We start from the raw sequence: 16,008 nt of genomic DNA on the forward strand, positions 1-16,008 counted from the left end.
ACCGTCGTCAAAGCCATTCGATGTCGTCGAAACCGCGGGCGATATACCCGCCCTTCGAGTAGGATTCGCCCTCGTAGCCGAAATGCGGCCAGAGTTCCTTCTGGTTATAGAAGGAGACGACGAGATCGCCGCGCACCGCCTGGAAGAACGGTGTCGTCTCGATGTCGCGCAGGATCGCGACGCGGTCGTCTTCCCAGCCAAGGCCGCGATAGCCGTTGGCGCCGGCGCGCTTGTCGAGATCGGCAATGCCGTCCTCGATCAGCGTCTTGTGCGCGGCATCCGTGCCGGCCTTCGTCTCGTGACCCTTGACGGCGATGGCGTAGAAGCGATCGGAAATCGCGTCGTGCGGGTAAATGTCACGGGCGAGCTTGATCAGCGTCGCCATGGTCTCCGGCTTCAGCGCCGTCGTTTCCATGCCCCACGCGCGGTCGGGGCTGATGACGGCGTTGCCGGCGATGATGAGTGCGGCACCGACCGTGCCGCGCTTCAGAAGCTCGCGCCGGGAAATGCCGGGGCGCTGCTCGTAGATGGTCGTCATGTCACGTTCCTCCCGTTGCATTCATGGCGGGCGGCCTCCCCCGGGCCGCCGGCCTCTTTACTTGTAGCGGCCGTGCCGCTGCAGAACCTCGATCTTGTAGCCATCCGGATCGGTGACGAAGAAGAAGCGGGCAAGCAGGCCGCCATCCCGGTTGAATTCGACGATCTTGCCGGTGGTGAAGCCGAGCGCGGAGACGCGGGCACGCTCGCTGTCGAGATCGGACACCGAGACGGCGAGATGGCCGTAGCCATCGCCGAGATTGTAAGGTTCGGTGCGGCCCTTGTTGATCGTCAGTTCGAGTTCGAATTCGCTTTCGGCATTGCTCATATAGACGAGCGTGAAGGTCTCGAAATCCAGCCGCTCGGCGATTTCGAGGCCGAAGGCCCTGTTGTAGAAATCCACGGACCGGTCTTCGTCCAGAACACGGATCATGGAATGTATCGTCTTCGCCACGCCTGGTTTCCCCCGCTTGCAGTTCGCTTGTAGGGGGAAGTGTGCGTCCGGAATCGGGGCTGCGGGTAGCAGCCCGTTACCGCACATGGATTTTCATTTCTGGAGTATATGGAGAAGGAATTTTTATCGGTTCGCACACGCCGGGATGATTTGACCAAATACAAGCGTCGCCGCATAATCGAGGGCATAAAAACAAGACTGGAGGATATGCCAATGTGTGAGGTTTTCGCGGGCCAGGATCCGCAACGCTACCGGCCCGTCAACCGGTCGGTGCGCATCGGCGGACATTCGACGAGCATTCAGCTCGAGGCGGCCTTCTGGGTGCTGATCGACGAGATCGCCAGCGGTCAGGGTATGTCGACGTCCCGCTTTCTCTCGACGCTCTATGACGAGGCGCTGGAGCGCAACGGCACGGTGTCGAACTTCGCGTCGCTGCTGCGCACGAGCTGTCTCATCTATCTGATGGGCGGCACCGCCAGGGAGGCCGAACCGCGCGCCTTCCACATCGTCGCGGCCGAGTAGCGTCAGAAGGTCGGCGGGGTGTTAATCCAGATCAGCACCGTCTCGCCGTCATGGCTGTTGTGCCAGGAATGGTGGCGGGTGCTCTCGAAATAGAGGCTGTCGCCGGGCCCAAGGTCGTGGAATTCGTGGCCGTCGAGCACGATCTCGACGCGCCCCGCCAGGACATGGACGAATTCCTCGCCGTCGTGCTGGTAGGCGCCATCAGAGGTGGCGCCGGGCGCCAGCACGAAACGGTGGCAATCCATCATGTTCCGGCCGTCGGCCAGCACCTGCACGGTCACGCCCGGCGATGTCTCCGGCCACAGCTTCCATTCGCCCGAGCGCACCACCGCACGGTTGTCGGTCTCCTCCTCGCCGGAAAGCTTCGAGACGGTCGTGCCGTAATAGTCGGCGAGATCGTGCAGCACGCGGAAGGTCACGCCCTGCGAGGTGCGTTCGAAGGTGGAGAGAACGGAGGTCGCGATGCCGATATCGCCGGCCACCTGCTCCAGCGTCTTGCCCTCGGCATGGCGCAGGCTGCGGAACTTGCGGCCGATGCCCTGCGGCGCATCGCCGTCCGACGCCTGCGTTTCCGCGGCAGGCTCTTCCGCCTCCAGCGCCTCGCGGATCGCGGCCGGGTTGAGGCCGCGCTCGGTGCGATACCAGGCAATGCGCTTGAGGCGGTTGACATCGTCGGCGCTGTACTGCCGGTGGCCGGTGTCCGAGCGGCCGGGCACGACGAGACCCTGCGTCTCCCATAGCCTCAGCGTGGAGGCCGAGACGCCTGCAAGGCGTGCCGCCTCCGTCACCTTATAGTGCACCGGTTCCGGGGAACCCATCGCGCCAATCCCTGATTCTGTGTTCGTTTCGCTTATACACACCCACGCGGGCGCGCGGCCTGAAAATCGGTCGCATTTCCCGCGTAGAATGCCAGTTGCATTCTTGCAGAAAAAATGTAGGAATTCCACTCGAAGCTTGCAGAAAAAATGCAAGTTATTGATCGAAGCCTCCAGATTCAGGATAGCGCCATGACCGCCTCCCCGCTGACCGACCGCAAGAACGCCGCTATTTCGCGCGGCGTGGGCATGACCACGCAGATCTACGCCGACCGCGCGGAAAATGCGGAGATCTGGGACAAGGAAGGCAATCGATATATCGATTTCGCCGCCGGCATCGCCGTCGTCAACACCGGCCATCGCCATCCGCGCGTCATCGAGGCCGTCAAGAAGCAGCTCGACCGCTTCACGCATACCTGCCACCAGGTCGTGCCCTATGAAAACTATGTGGAACTCGCCGAGCGCCTGAACGCCATCACCCCCGGCGATTTCGAGAAGAAGACGATCTTCGTCACCACCGGTGCCGAAGCCGTCGAGAACGCCGTGAAGATCGCCCGCGCCGCCACCGGCCGCCAGGCCGTCATCGCATTTTCCGGCGCCTTCCACGGCCGCACCTTCATGGGCATGGCGCTGACCGGCAAGGTCGTTCCCTACAAGGTCGGCTTCGGCGCCATGCCGGCCGACATCTACCATGCACCGTTCCCGGTCGAGATGCACGGCACGACCGTCGAGCAGTCGCTGGATGTGCTGAAGAAGCTCTTTGCCGCCGATGTGGACCCGAACCGCGTCGCCGCGATCATCATCGAGCCGGTGCAGGGCGAAGGCGGCTTTTATCCGGTTCCGGTCAACTTCATGAAGGCTATCCGCGAAATCTGCGACAAGTACGGCATCCTGCTGATCGCCGATGAAGTGCAGACCGGCTTTGCCCGTACCGGCAAGCTGTTCGCCATGGAGCATTTCGGCGTGACGGCCGACCTCGTGACCATGGCCAAGGGCCTTGGCGGCGGCTTCCCGATCGCGGCCGTCACCGGCCGCGCCGACATCATGGACGCACCCGGTCCGGGCGGCCTGGGCGGCACCTATGCCGGCAGCCCGATCGGCGTTGCGGCAGCTCATGCCGTTCTCGACGTCATCAAGGACGAGGACCTGTGCAACCGCGCGGAAAACCTCGGTGCACGCCTCAAGCAGCGCCTCGCATCGCTGCGCGACAAGGTTCCCGAGATCGTCGACATCCGCGGCCCGGGCTTCATGAACGCCGTCGAGTTCAACGACGTCGCGACGAAGCAGCCGAGCGCCGAATTCGCCAACAAGGTTCGCCTGAAAGCGCTCGAAAAGGGCCTGATCCTGCTGACCTGCGGCGTGCACGGCAACGTCATCCGCTTCCTCGCGCCGATCACCATCCAGGACGACGTCTTTGCCGAAGGCCTGGACATCCTCGAAGCGGCGATGATCGAAGCCCGCGGCTGAGCGGTACGAGACAGACGACACATGACCAAGCAAGCGACACCCGGAGCAGAGGCTCCGGGTGAAGGCGCTTTGCGACCCAAAAGGAACGACAATGGCTTTCTATGATGCTCTGACCCGGCACTTCACGTCGGGCGACCTGCTGCGCGATGCCGGCTATGTGGACGGCAAGTGGATCAGCGACAGCGCGGCCGGAACCTTCGACGTGCTCAATCCCGCGACCGGCGAGACACTGGCGACCCTGCCGGAAATGGGTGCGGCCGAGACGAAGGCCGCAATCGACGCGGCCTACCGGGTCCAGCCCGCCTGGGCGGCGCGGCCGGCAAAGGAGCGCAGCATTCTCCTGCGCAAGTGGTTCGATCTGATGATCGCCCATGCCGACGAGCTTGCCGCCATCCTGACTGCCGAAATGGGCAAGCCGCTGGCCGAGGCCAAGGGCGAGATCCTCTATGCCGCCTCCTATGTGGAATGGTATGCGGAAGAGGCAAAGCGCATCAACGGCGAGACGATCCCTGCCGCCAGTGCGGACAAGCGCATGATGGTCATCAAGCAGCCGGTCGGCGTGGTCGGCACGATCACGCCGTGGAACTTCCCGACCGCGATGATCGCCCGCAAGGTGGCGCCGGCGCTCGCCGTGGGCTGCACGGTGGTTTCCAAGCCTGCCGAGCTGACGCCGCTTTCGGCCATTGCGCTCGCCGTGCTTGCCGAGCGAGCCGGCATTCCCGCCGGTGTGTTCAACATCGTGCTCGGCACGGACGGTCCGGCAATCGGCAAGGAACTGTGCTACAATCCGAAGGTGCGCAAGATCTCCTTCACGGGCTCGACGGAAGTCGGGCGCATCCTGATGCGCCAGTGTGCGGACCAGATCAAGAAGATGAGCCTGGAACTCGGCGGCAACGCGCCCTTCATCGTTTTCGACGATGCGGATCTCGACGCTGCCGTGGAAGGCGCCATGGCCTCCAAGTACCGCAATGCCGGACAGACCTGCGTCTGCGCCAACCGGCTCTATGTACAGTCGAACGTCTATGACGCCTTTGCCGAGAAGCTGGCCAGGAAGGTGGCCGAACTTTCCGTCGGTGACGGTTTCGCCAAGGGCACGACGGTCGGTCCGCTGATCGAGGAAGCCGCGATCGAGAAGGTCGAGGCCCATATCGCCGATGCCGTTTCCAAGGGCGCGACGGTGGTTTCCGGCGGCAAGCGTGTGGCCGGCAAGGGCACCTTCTTCGAGCCGACCGTGCTGAAGGGCGTCGCCCGCGGCATGACGGTCGCGCGGGAGGAGACGTTCGGCCCGCTCGCGCCGCTCTTCCGTTTCGACACGGTCGAGGACGTCATCGAACAGGCGAACGACACCGAGTTCGGTCTCGCCGCCTATTTCTATGCCGGCGACCTGAAGAAGGTCTGGAAGGTGGCCGAGGCGCTGGAATACGGTATGGTGGGCGTCAATACGGGCCTCATTTCCTCTGAAGCCGCGCCCTTCGGCGGCATCAAGCAATCCGGCCTCGGCCGCGAAGGCTCGGCCCATGGCGCCGAAGACTACCTGGAAATGAAATATGTCTGCATCGGCGAACTCGCCTGATGAATGAAGGTCGCCCGCATGATGCGGGCGACCTTCATGCCGTATCGATGTCGGTGCGGGCGAAATCGTCGCCTTTATAGAGCAAGGGAATGCCGTGCTGACGGGCGCAGGCATAGGCGAAGCAGTCGCCGAAGTTCAGCGCCGCCGGATGGCGGCCCTTGCCGAACCGTTGGAACGCCTCGACGTCCGCCGCTGTGATGGCGGCATCGACGGCGAGCGTTTCGATTTGCAGCAGGCGGAGATAGGCCTCCACTTCGCCCAGCGCCGCCTTTGGCTCAAGGCCCGTCACCCGCGCATAGGCGACGGCGGCCTCCCAGATCGCCATCGGTGACGTCAAACGGCGGTCGGTCGCCACGAGCCGTTGACCGAGCGATCGCGCGTCATCCTCGTTCGTCATCATCGCGACGATGGCGGAGGCGTCGACGAACATCAGTCCTCGTACAGGCTATCGATGAAGGCCTTGTCGGCGGCGGGACCGACAGGCGGATACTTCCGGTTCAGCACGCGGGTCATCTCAAGCGCCTTGTCGACCAAAGAGGGCTCCTGCTCCAGCCGTTGCAGCTCATGCGCCAATGCCTGCCGCACCGCCTCCGTCTTGCTGACCTTGCGCAGTGCGGAGACGCGCTCGGCCAAGCGATCGACTTCGCGGTCCTTGACGTAGAGCGGCATGGTATATCCTTTCTTTCGTAGAAGTATATACCATGCCCTTGCCGCCTCTGAAAGACCGGCGTGTGGCCGCTCAGCCCCTTTCGTAGCGCGTCACCGTCTGCTCGATCGCGCCGAAGATGGAGTGGCCGGTCTCGTCCTTCATCTCGATGCGCACGACGTCGCCGAACTTGAGGAACGGCGTCTTCGCCGCGCCGGTGGTGATGGTCTCGATGGTGCGCAGCTCCGAAAGGCAGGAATAGCCGGCACCGCCTTCCGCGATCGGCTTGCCCGGACCGCCGTCGAACCTGTTGGACACGGTGCCTGAGCCGATGATGGAGCCGGCGACGAGCGGGCGGGTCCTTGCGGCATGGGCAACGAGCTGCGCGAAGTCGAACACCATGTCGATGCCCGCATTGGCCTTGCCGAAGGGGCTGCCATTGAGGGAGACCAGAAGCGGCAGATGGAGTTTGCGGCCATCCCAGGCCGTGCCGAGCTCATCCGGCGTGACGGCGACGGGCGAGAAGGCAGAGGATGGCTTCGACTGGAAGAAGCCCAGCCCCTTGGCGAGTTCCGACGGCATGAGGCCGCGTAGCGACACATCATTGGCGAGCATGATCAGCCGGATGGCGGCCCCTGCCTCCTCCACGCTTATGCCCATCGGCACGTCATCGACGATGACGGCGACTTCGCCCTCCATGTCGATACCCCAGGTCTCGTCCTGTACGACGATGGGGTCACGGGGACCGAGGAACGTGTCCGAGCCGCCCTGGTAGAGCCGGGGATCGCTATGCGCGCCCTCGGGCAGCTCGGCGTTGCGCGCCTTGTACATGAGTTCGACATGATAGAGATAGGCGGAGCCGTCGGCCCATTGATAGGCGCGGGGCAGCGGCGAGGCGGCATCGTGCTCGTGAAAGCGCATGGTGGGTTGCGAGCCGGTTTCCAAGCCCTCGGCGACCCGCGCCAGGCGCGGTGCGGCGTGTTCCCAGTCGTCGAGCGCATCCTGCAGCGTGCGGGCGATATGCCCAACCTCCGAGCAGCGCGTCAGGTCACGCGAGACGACCACCAGGCGGCCGTCACGGGTGGAACTTTTCAGTGTCGCCAGTTTCATAAGTCTCTCTCTCCCAGTCTTGTTTCCTGCCCTGCGATCGTGTCATCTACCGGTCGCATGAACCTTCCTGCGCCCTCCCCGGCGCACCGCTTTTCAAGGACATTCCGCTTGAACCCTACGGTCCGAAACGCCCTGCTGATCGTCGCAGCCTTCGTCGCCGCGACGGCCACGATCCTTTATACGATGGGCCAGCCGCTCATCTGCAAGTGCGGATATGTCAAATTGTGGCACGGGGTCGTGGTCTCCTCGGAGAACTCGCAGCACCTCACCGACTGGTACACGCCAAGCCACATCATTCACGGCATCCTGTTCTTCGGTTTGTTCACCCTCATCCTGCGCAAGGCTAGCATCAATGTCCGCCTGACGCTCGCGCTCATTCTCGAATGCGCCTGGGAGATCGTCGAAAACACCGACATGGTGATCAACCGTTATCGCGAGGCGACGATCGCGCTGGATTACTTCGGCGACAGCGTCATCAATTCGAGCGCCGACATCCTGGCCATGGTGGTGGGCTTCTTCCTCGCAGCGCGCCTGCCGGTCTGGGCGAGCGTGGCGATCATCATCGTCTTCGAGGCGACGACGACATGGCTCATCCGCGACGGACTGGCGTTGAACATCCTGATGCTCGTCTGGCCGATCGACGCCGTGAAGGCGTGGCAGGGCGGCTGAGACATCCGGCAGCACGCGTGGGAGCCGGTCTTCTCGCGCGGCAGGAAAGCCCGAACGGCAAAGATTACGGGCGGATCGTATGATGGCGGCACAGCGGATTTGCGATTGGAAACCGCGTGTTAACCACGGGCTTCCTAATGATGGGCGGAGCAATAGGGAAATCCGAATCAATGCCGTCACCTGCCTCGGCCCAGCCGCGCCGCCGTTCCACCGCTATCGAAGCCGGCCCGGTCGTGCCGTTTCCGGCTGCGCGTCGCACCGCGCATGTCCGTCAATGCGCAGGCGAACTGGGCGGGCTGCATGGCGAGGACGCACGCCGCTACTGGTTGAAGGTCTGCCGCGAACTTGCCGACGAGCTTCTGAAATTCGGTTCGAGCGAAAGCCAGGCACGATCCGCGGTGCTGGCCTTCCAGGATGAAGTGCAGCGCGAGCTTCTGCGCCAGCATGAAAGCGAACAGGACTGATCCGATTGCCGTCATCGAGGGTGAGCCCCACCCTCCTGCCCTTCCCTTTCCCAAGAAGGCCGGCTAGGAACGGTCGGGAAAAGCACTGGGAGGATGGCTATGACGGAAGCGATTGCGGACGATATCCGCCGGCTTGAAGAACAGGAACGCCTGCTGCGTTTCAGCCGGTTCAGTCCCGATGATGCCTGGGCGCTCGGCAACCGCATTCGCGAGGTGGCCATGGCGCGCGGCGCCGGCGTCGCGATCGATATATCGCTGCGGGACCGGCCCCTGTTTCATTGTGCCCTGCCCGGCACCACCACGGACAACGGAGAATGGATCCGGCGCAAGCGCAACACCGTGTTGCGTCTGTGGAGCGCTTCCTATCTCGTCGGCCGACGCTTCGCGCTTTCGGGCCGTGACCAGGTGGAAGCGCGCAATCTCGCCTATGCGGATTTTTCCGTGCATGGCGGCAGCGTTCCGCTTTTCGTCGCGGATCTCGGTTGCGTCGGCGCGGTCACCGTCTCCGGCGTGCCGGAGCGCATCGACCATGCCATCGTCACCGACGCGATGGCGCGTTTCCTCAACATCGATCTCGGCGACAGCCGGTTGCCGGAGTAACATCCCTCCCCCTCACGCGGAACGGGATGAGCCATGCCCTGACGTTGTCAGGCAGTCGGAACGCCCGAATTTATGGCGTGCGTGAGCCGTTACCCGGGAGCCGTGTGTTCGGCGGCAAAGCGGCAATCGCAACATAGCCAGGCCGCTGAGCCGCCCTATGCTTCCTTGAAGCATTACCGGGAGAGAACAATGAATGTCGTCGAAATTGCCGATCTGACCGAATGGGATGCCAACGACCTTGGAAACCTCAATCTGGCCGTTCCGCTGTTTGCAGAAAGCTTGCCGTTTGTGCTGTTTCCCGCGCCTGGGGCGCGACCGGTCGTCACCGAAAAAATGGCAGCAACCATAAACGACGTCCTTGCCCTGCCGCCGAGCGAACTTCAACGCGTCAAGGAGATGCTCTGGGACGAGGCAAACTTTGCGTTCCAGGTAGCGGACTACGGGGTCGAACCTGAAGGTGACGAAACGCCGCTGGAAGCACATCTCCGTGAATTCGCCATAACGACCCCGGACGACGCCTATGAGAAAAGCACGGTCCGCGAAGTGCATATCTTTGATGAGTTTGCTGGCCGCTTCGCGGAAATCAAGGTTTATACCGGGGCCGAAAACAGCATAAGCGTTATCGTCAAGAACGGCCGGATCATCGATTGGGACAATGACGGCACGTATCTCGGCTGGTTCGACGATGACGAGCAGTCCGCCGCGAAGAAGCGCCGCGATGTGTTGGCGTGACTGGTCACGGATATCTCAAGGCAGTAGCGGCTGGGGATAGGGTAGACAAAGGCAGAGGATGAATCATTCCGATATACTTGGCCGCAGCATCGCCGACCCGGTCGTGAAATCCTACCTGGCCGATCACGAAAATCTGGACCCTGTCGATTTTCATGCCAATGCGGAGATCGGATTCTTCGGTGGTTTCGACAGCGGTTTCGGCCTGCAGGTGGAAAGCCTCGGCGCATACAATGCCGAATTCGAAGACATACGGTCGAGACACCTGCCGGACGATGAGGAAGGGATCGTTTCCCGGCTGTCTTTTACCGGGCCCGACGCGATAAGGCCGGTGCAACGCGCCTATCGGTCGGCACTGCCCTTCGGCCTGACATTCGGAGACAGCAGCGACGTTGTGGCCGAGAAGCTCGGGACGCGCCCATTCCGGGAAGACAAGAGCGGCACGCTGCCGGACTATTCAGCCGCGCGCTTCGATCATTCCCATGCGGTCGGTGACTTGGTCGTGATCGCAAAATATGATGCGGACTTGCGGCTGATCGCGGTTTACCTGGCGCCGGCAGACCGCACCATGCGCAATGCGAAGCGCCGGAAGGCGTCCTTGCCCAGGCAGAAGATCGTGCCCGGCAATGCCGATAAAGTCGAAGCATTGCGGGGGCGGATCCCGACGCCGCGTTGGCGCGAGTCGATGGCCCAGGGAGACGATCTCTTCAACGAGGCCGATATCGCCAAGGCCGAAAAAACGCTGAATGTCTTCATCGACACGGTGAAGGCCGCAACGATTGAACGGGATGCCCCGACCATCCGGGCGGCTGTCAAGGGAGCCGTTCTTGCGACCAACGAGATCAACAGTCGAAGCGGGATGATCGAGACACTGGAACGCGACGAGCTTGGTGCCCTGATCGATGCGGTGGTGAGGGCGTCGGGCTTCAGCCTGCGTGATGATGAGGATATCACGGCGGAATGGCGTGATTGGTAACGGAGTCGTCATTTTCCGGGATGCTGCGTTGCACCGCTGCGTGGAACTGACAGTCACGGTATACGCTCGAAACGTAAGTATACGCTAACGCAATGACCGGCCTCGTGACAGTTCTTGGCGCGGTGCGGAGGCTAACGACAAGCGATTTCCCTTCCCACCCGGTCCCCTCGAATTGGGTCATGTTGCGCGCGACGCCATTTGCCTGTAGAAAACTTGAGGGAGACAAGAAGGTATAACCGGACGGCAAGATGACCTTCCAGCCGCGCATGCAAAACAGGATCGAAGGCTTTTCCGTTGTGGGCGATCTCAGCCGGCGGCATTGGAATGGCATCGTGGCCGACGTCTGGAATGTGGAATGTGCACCGCATGCCGGCGGCTACTATGTCGGGCGCGATCCTCGCCTTTTCGTGCTGCTCGACAAGCGGGGCCCCGGATCCTCCCGAATGCGCCTGTCATCCGGCGGTAAGGAGACGGTCGCGGATTGGGGCTTGCAGCCGATTGCCTATATCCCGGCGGATTTCGAACTCTGGGCCGAGCTTGCCGACCACCGCTTCATGCGCCATCTCGACCTGCATTTCGATGTCGAGACGATCCGCCGGAGGCTGGCCGACGATCTGGACGCCGAGCGCCTGGCGACGCCGCAACTGTTTTTCTCCGACAACCGGCTTCTATCCCTGGCGCACCTGATCGCCGCGGAATGCTGCAACCCCCTCCCCCTGCACGACCTCTACGGCGACGGCCTTTCGCTCGCCCTGCTGATCGATGTCATGAAACTGGCCAAGGTGCAGGGCCGCAAAAGAAGCAAGCTCGCCGGGTGGCAACTGCGTCGCGCGACCGACTTCATTGAAGAAAACTGCTTGCGCAATATCAGGCTTGAGGAACTGGCCGGGCTCGTGGGGCTTTCCCAATCGCATTTCAGCCACGCCTTCAAGGCCTCCACCGGCATGGCGCCGCATCAATGGCAGGTCAATGCGCGGCTGCGCCGCGCCAAGGCATTGATTCGACGTGGAAATTTTTCGTTGATCGACATCGCGGTCGAGACGGGCTTCGCTGACCAGGCGCATTTCACCCGGGTCTTCCGCAAGAACTTCGGCACCACGCCCGCCAATTGGCGCAAGTCCAATGGTGCCTGAAGGCGTGCCATCCGTGCCCGCGACCTCGGCTGAAAATAGCCCAAGAACGTTCAATTTTCGCGGAATGTGACAATCCCGAATATTAAAACTGAGTTAATTACTCATCTTATTGCCATTCGCTCGGCCGATCAGGGCCGAGCCTGAACTGCGTGGGATGTGTAGGGGATGATCACGTTGAAAAACCAGAAGAAAATCAGACTGGCCCTCGCCTGCGGGACCGCCGTCTGCGCCATGATCGCGTCGGCAGGCGCGTTCGCCCAGGAGCGTGCGACCCAGCTTGAGGAAGTGCGCGTCGAGCAAGGTGCGGAGAATGCCGATACCGGTATCGAGCCGGTCAAGGGTCTTGTCGCAAAAACCACCCGTGCGGGCAGCAAGGCAGCCACGAAGATCAATGAAATTCCGCAGTCGGTCACGGTCGTCGGCCGCGAGCAGATCGATGCGCAAAGCCCACAGAAGGTTGACGAGGCGCTGCGTTATGTTGCCGGCGTGAACGCATCGACCTATGGCACGGATGCGGATACGGACTGGCTCTTCATTCGCGGCTTCCAGGCGGAACAGTCCGGCATTTTCCTGGACGGGCTGTCGCTCTATCAATCCGGCTTCGGTACCTTCCTGATCGATCCGTTCTTCCTGGAGCGCATGGATGTGGTGAAAGGGCCGAGCTCCGTGCTCTATGGCAGCGGCAATCCCGGCGGTTTCGTCGATCTGATCAGCAAGCGGCCGACGGATGAGCCGCTGCGCTATGTCGAGACCGGCGTCAACAGCTTCGGCAACGGCTATCTTGGGCTCGACTTCAGCGATCAGCTCGGCGCGGACGACGCGGCCCGCTATCGTGTGACCGGCAAGGTTTCCGGCGGCGGTTGGGAAACGGACAAGGCGAAGGATTTCCGCGGCACGATTGCGCCAAGCCTTACCTGGCAGCCGGACGAAGATACGAGCCTCACCATCCTGAGCTCGTATCAGCATATCGACCTGACGCATACCAGCACCGGCTTCCTGCCCTATGTCGGGACGGTCATCGACGCGCCCGGGGGTATCCGTATCCCCCGTGACTTCTTCTATGGGGAGGAGGACTTCGACACCTACGATCGCCAGCAGGCGATGATCGGCTACGCGTTCGAACACCGGTTCGACAATGACTGGACGGTGCGCCAGAACCTGCGCTACGCCCGTGTTTCGCTTGAGGAAGATGCGCTTTATGCCAACGGCATTACGGGTACGACGCTGAACCGTTTCCGCTTCGCCCACGATACGGATGTCGGGTTGTTTACCGTGGACAACCAGCTTGAAGGCGCTGTGCAGACCGGCGAAATCGAACATAACCTCTTGTTCGGATTGGACTATCGCCGTTATGGAATTGATCAGGTACAGGCGTCCGGCAATGCTCCGGGCATCGATCTGCTCAATCCGGTCTATGGCGCGGCCCCCTCACCGCTCTTTGCGCCCTATCTGAACGAAGACCTCACCCGCAACCAGCTTGGTCTCTATGCGCAGGACCAGATCAAGTTCGGCGGCGGCTGGATCGTCACGCTGAACGGTCGCTACGACCTCGTTTCCACCGACATCGACAACCGCAACAACGACACGTCGATGAGCAGCGACGACCGCGAGTTCACCTGGCGCGCCGGGCTCGCCTATGAGTTTTCAAACGGCCTGACGCCCTATGTCAGCTACACCACCTCCTTCAACCCGACCACGGCGACAGACCCGGTCAACGGGCTGCTGCCGCCCGAAACGGGCAAGCAGCTGGAGCTGGGCGTAAAATACCAGCCTGACTTCATGGACGGCCTGATCTCGGCCGCCTACTTCGACATCACCCGGCAGAACGTGCCGACCGCGCTCATGGAAAACGGCGTTTCCCGCAACTTCGCCATTGGCGAGGTGGATGCGCGGGGCTTCGAGACCTCGGTCCAGGCGAACGTGACGGAGGGCCTGAAGCTCATCGGCGCGTTCACCTATATCGACATGGAAGTGACCAAGGCGACCGGCGGTGCATTCGACGGCACGCCGGCCGGCAATACACCGATCCAGGTTCCGGACGTGACCGCGTCGCTATGGCTGGACTATGCCTTCCAGAACGAGACGCTGGACGGCGTGAGCGTGGCCGCCGGCGTGCGGCATGTCGGCCAATCCTGGGCGGACCGGGCGAATACGCTCAAGGTGCCGTCGGCGACGCTGGTGGACGCGGCCATTCGCTACCAGAAGGACAACTGGGCCGTCGCGCTCAACGTCGCCAACCTGTTCGACAAGGATTATGTGGCGAGTTGCCAGGGGCTCGGCTCGTGCGGCTACGGCGCGGGGCGCACCTTCATGCTGAAGGCGAGCACGAGCTGGTAGTTCGGGCGGACGGTTTTCGTCCAGCATGACGTTTCAACGGAAGGCCCGGCGATTTTTCGCCGGGCTGGAGACGTTCATCCAAACTGCATCATGCTTGCTCCTGAGCGGCGAGACGGTCGGTAAACTGCTGAAAATGGTTTCCCTCGTCCCCGCCAAGCGATATGGCTCAATTCATCGAGAGAGCAACGAGCCGCCGTGCTATGCTTATCAGAAGTGAGCGCCATGGATGAGACGACCGAGACGATGACGATCGCCAACCGCGGCGATTTTGCCATTTGGGCTATCGAGCGAGCAAAGGCGATTGTCGCCGAACAGGGCGGCAACCTCGCGGTCGCCACCCGGGATCACGGCGACGAAGAGATTGCCACGTCAGCGAACGCGCTCGGCCAGGCCATCGTCGATGCCCTCCTGGAAGTTTTCGACGGCCTGACGGAACCGTAAGGTAAAGCGGCTGCCGCTCTGCCTCGTCTCATCGTCGTCGCCTGGGCGCTCCCTCTCGCGTGATCGCGCCGGCCCTATTAATTCTGCATTAATTCGGCTCGCGCATATTTGCACCTCACTCGGAATGAAACCGCTGTCCGAGGCGAGAAGCGAGCGCATGAGAATGCCCGAAATCGCAGTGAAAAACGCGCTCTCACAGGAGACGGAAGCCGTGGGCATTCCTGCGCATGGCCGTTCCCGCCAGGATGTCGATTTCTGGATGAACTGCATCGGCGCGCCCCTGGTGCTCGTCGAGATGCAACAACTGACCGTTCGTCAGGCCAACCGCAACGCTGCCATCCTCTTTGGCCGCGGCCTCGAAGCCTTCAACCACTGTCAAATGGAAGAACTTGTCGGGCCGGAAGCCACCATGATGCTCGGCCAGATCTGGAACGTTGCGCCCGTGGGAACGCCCGGCGAGCCGTTCATCATCCCGGCACGGGTGCAGGGCCAGGAGCGTTCGCTCATGGTGCAGGTCACGAAGATCGCGGTCGAGGACGAGGTCCTTCGCCTGTTCACCTTCATGGATGCACCGCCACAGGGCTCCGTCGCGCTCGCGGGTTGGCAGGACAATATGCTGTCCTTGCTCAACTGGCTGCCCTTCGGCTTCGAGATCGCGGGCGCCGACGACCAGATCCAGTTCGCCAACTCCACCTTCAACGAACTGTTCGGCTTCTCGCAGGACGACATTTCCGACATCGAGGATTGGTGGCGTGTTGCCTATCCCGATCCCGAATACCGCGTCTATGCCCGCAAACAGTGGTATGATTCTATTGCAGAGGCCCGCGCCGAGCAGCGCGAGATGACCCCCTTCGACCTCGAGGTCGCCACGGCGAGCGGCCGGACGCGGACCATCCAGTTCCGCCACCGCACGATCGGCAACTTCAACATCAATCTCTATATCGACGTGACGCAGGAGCGCGCGGCCGCGCGCGAGCTGAAGATACTTGCCGAAACCGACTCGCTGACGGGCGCGATGAACCGCCGCCGTCTGATGGACGAGGCTATACGCCTGCACGCCGAGAGCCGCGACCGCAGCGCCGCTTTCGCCTTCCTCATGCTCGACATCGACCACTTCAAGTCGATCAATGACCGCTACGGCCACAGCGCGGGCGACCGCGTGTTGGTGGACTTTACCCGGCGCTGCCTCGATGCGCTGGAACCGCAGGATTGTTTTGGCCGCATGGGCGGCGAGGAATTCGCCGTATTGATGCGGCGTCCGGATCTTGCATCCATCGCCGCCGCGGCGGAAAAGCTGCATCGTGTTGTTGGTGCCACACCCTTCTGCATCGACGACGACAGCTTGACCATCACCGTCAGCATCGGCGTTGTCATCTGCGATCCCGAGGCGAGCCTGGAAGCCGCCATTTCACGGGCCGACAAGGCGCTCTACATGGCGAAGGAAGCCGGGCGCGACCGCGTCATCATGTGGAAAGCGCCCTAACCCGGCCGCCAGCCGCCCATTTCGCTATGCCGTGCGCCGACTTGGCGTATGA

Annotated in this window: 18 protein-coding genes; 12 read left to right on the plus strand and 6 right to left on the minus strand. The window is 62.3% G+C overall.

Features of this window, described 5'->3' with window-relative positions; all coding sequences use genetic code 11:
- Window positions 1-7: 7 nt before the first annotated feature.
- Window positions 8-538: a gluconate 2-dehydrogenase subunit 3 family protein gene (locus tag K6301_RS21165; protein ID WP_247220811.1), complete on the minus strand. Its 531-nt coding sequence runs from the start codon at window positions 536-538 to the stop codon at window positions 8-10.
- A gap of 57 nt (window positions 539-595) precedes the next feature.
- Entirely contained in the window at window positions 596-991 is a 396-nt protein-coding gene (locus tag K6301_RS21170; RefSeq protein WP_247220813.1) for a VOC family protein, read from the minus strand.
- 213 nt (window positions 992-1,204) lie between these two features.
- Here K6301_RS21170 and K6301_RS21175 point away from each other — a divergent pair, with 213 nt between their 5' ends.
- Window positions 1,205-1,513 (plus strand): ribbon-helix-helix domain-containing protein, encoded by a 309-nt coding sequence (locus K6301_RS21175; protein ID WP_134650993.1) that lies wholly within the window; start codon window positions 1,205-1,207, stop codon window positions 1,511-1,513.
- 2 nt (window positions 1,514-1,515) lie between these two features.
- Here the strand turns inward: K6301_RS21175 and K6301_RS21180 are convergent, their stop codons facing one another.
- A complete protein-coding gene (locus K6301_RS21180) occupies window positions 1,516-2,331 on the minus strand; it encodes a MerR family transcriptional regulator (protein WP_134650994.1) in 816 nt (271 codons plus the stop codon).
- 189 nt (window positions 2,332-2,520) lie between these two features.
- Here K6301_RS21180 and K6301_RS21185 point away from each other — a divergent pair, with 189 nt between their 5' ends.
- Together K6301_RS21185 and K6301_RS21190 are read left to right on the plus strand one after the other, a co-directional pair.
- Entirely contained in the window at window positions 2,521-3,795 is a 1,275-nt protein-coding gene (locus K6301_RS21185; protein WP_247220815.1) for a 4-aminobutyrate--2-oxoglutarate transaminase, read from the plus strand.
- Between the two features lie 91 nt (window positions 3,796-3,886).
- Window positions 3,887-5,368, plus strand: coding sequence for an NAD-dependent succinate-semialdehyde dehydrogenase (locus tag K6301_RS21190; RefSeq protein WP_247220817.1), 1,482 nt, complete (start codon window positions 3,887-3,889; stop codon window positions 5,366-5,368).
- A gap of 34 nt (window positions 5,369-5,402) precedes the next feature.
- Here the strand turns inward: K6301_RS21190 and K6301_RS21195 are convergent, their stop codons facing one another.
- From K6301_RS21195 to K6301_RS21205, 3 genes are all read right to left on the minus strand, one after another.
- The gene (locus K6301_RS21195; RefSeq protein ID WP_247220819.1) at window positions 5,403-5,798 is read right to left on the minus strand and encodes a type II toxin-antitoxin system VapC family toxin; all 396 of its coding nucleotides are present in this window, start codon (window positions 5,796-5,798) and stop codon (window positions 5,403-5,405) included.
- Window positions 5,798-6,037, minus strand: a complete 240-nt coding sequence (locus K6301_RS21200) for a type II toxin-antitoxin system VapB family antitoxin (RefSeq protein WP_247220821.1) — start codon at window positions 6,035-6,037, stop codon at window positions 5,798-5,800. Before K6301_RS21200 ends, K6301_RS21195 begins: the two co-directional genes overlap by 1 nt.
- A 70-nt stretch (window positions 6,038-6,107) precedes the next feature.
- Window positions 6,108-7,124 carry a fumarylacetoacetate hydrolase family protein gene (locus K6301_RS21205; protein WP_247220823.1) on the minus strand — a complete coding sequence of 339 codons (1,017 nt, stop codon included), beginning with the start codon at window positions 7,122-7,124 and terminating at the stop codon, window positions 6,108-6,110.
- A 108-nt stretch (window positions 7,125-7,232) separates the two neighbouring features.
- Here K6301_RS21205 and K6301_RS21210 point away from each other — a divergent pair, with 108 nt between their 5' ends.
- The 9 genes from K6301_RS21210 (at window position 7,233) to K6301_RS21250 (ending at window position 15,956) form a co-directional block, all read left to right on the plus strand.
- Entirely contained in the window at window positions 7,233-7,793 is a 561-nt protein-coding gene (locus K6301_RS21210; RefSeq protein WP_134650998.1) for a DUF2585 domain-containing protein, read from the plus strand.
- Window positions 7,794-7,963: 170 nt separating this feature from the next.
- Window positions 7,964-8,257: a DUF6074 family protein gene (locus K6301_RS21215; protein ID WP_134650999.1), complete on the plus strand. Its 294-nt coding sequence runs from the start codon at window positions 7,964-7,966 to the stop codon at window positions 8,255-8,257.
- Between the two features lie 99 nt (window positions 8,258-8,356).
- The gene (locus K6301_RS21220; protein ID WP_134651000.1) at window positions 8,357-8,857 is read left to right on the plus strand and encodes a heme-degrading domain-containing protein; all 501 of its coding nucleotides are present in this window, start codon (window positions 8,357-8,359) and stop codon (window positions 8,855-8,857) included.
- Window positions 8,858-9,046: 189 nt separating this feature from the next.
- The gene (locus K6301_RS21225; RefSeq protein WP_247220824.1) at window positions 9,047-9,589 is read left to right on the plus strand and encodes a hypothetical protein; all 543 of its coding nucleotides are present in this window, start codon (window positions 9,047-9,049) and stop codon (window positions 9,587-9,589) included.
- A gap of 208 nt (window positions 9,590-9,797) precedes the next feature.
- The gene (locus tag K6301_RS21230) at window positions 9,798-10,562 is read left to right on the plus strand and encodes a hypothetical protein (protein ID WP_247220826.1); all 765 of its coding nucleotides are present in this window, start codon (window positions 9,798-9,800) and stop codon (window positions 10,560-10,562) included.
- Window positions 10,563-10,810: 248 nt separating this feature from the next.
- The gene (locus K6301_RS21235; protein WP_247220827.1) at window positions 10,811-11,695 is read left to right on the plus strand and encodes a helix-turn-helix transcriptional regulator; all 885 of its coding nucleotides are present in this window, start codon (window positions 10,811-10,813) and stop codon (window positions 11,693-11,695) included.
- A 165-nt stretch (window positions 11,696-11,860) separates the two neighbouring features.
- Window positions 11,861-14,032, plus strand: a complete 2,172-nt coding sequence (locus tag K6301_RS21240) for a TonB-dependent siderophore receptor (protein ID WP_247220828.1) — start codon at window positions 11,861-11,863, stop codon at window positions 14,030-14,032.
- Window positions 14,033-14,254: 222 nt separating this feature from the next.
- A complete protein-coding gene (locus K6301_RS21245; protein ID WP_247220829.1) occupies window positions 14,255-14,473 on the plus strand; it encodes a hypothetical protein in 219 nt (72 codons plus the stop codon).
- 157 nt (window positions 14,474-14,630) lie between these two features.
- A complete protein-coding gene (locus K6301_RS21250; protein WP_247220830.1) occupies window positions 14,631-15,956 on the plus strand; it encodes a GGDEF domain-containing protein in 1,326 nt (441 codons plus the stop codon).
- Window positions 15,957-16,008: the final 52 nt, after the last annotated feature.

It is taken from the genome of Shinella oryzae (genome assembly GCF_023038235.1).
GTDB lineage: Bacteria > Pseudomonadota > Alphaproteobacteria > Rhizobiales > Rhizobiaceae > Shinella > Shinella sumterensis.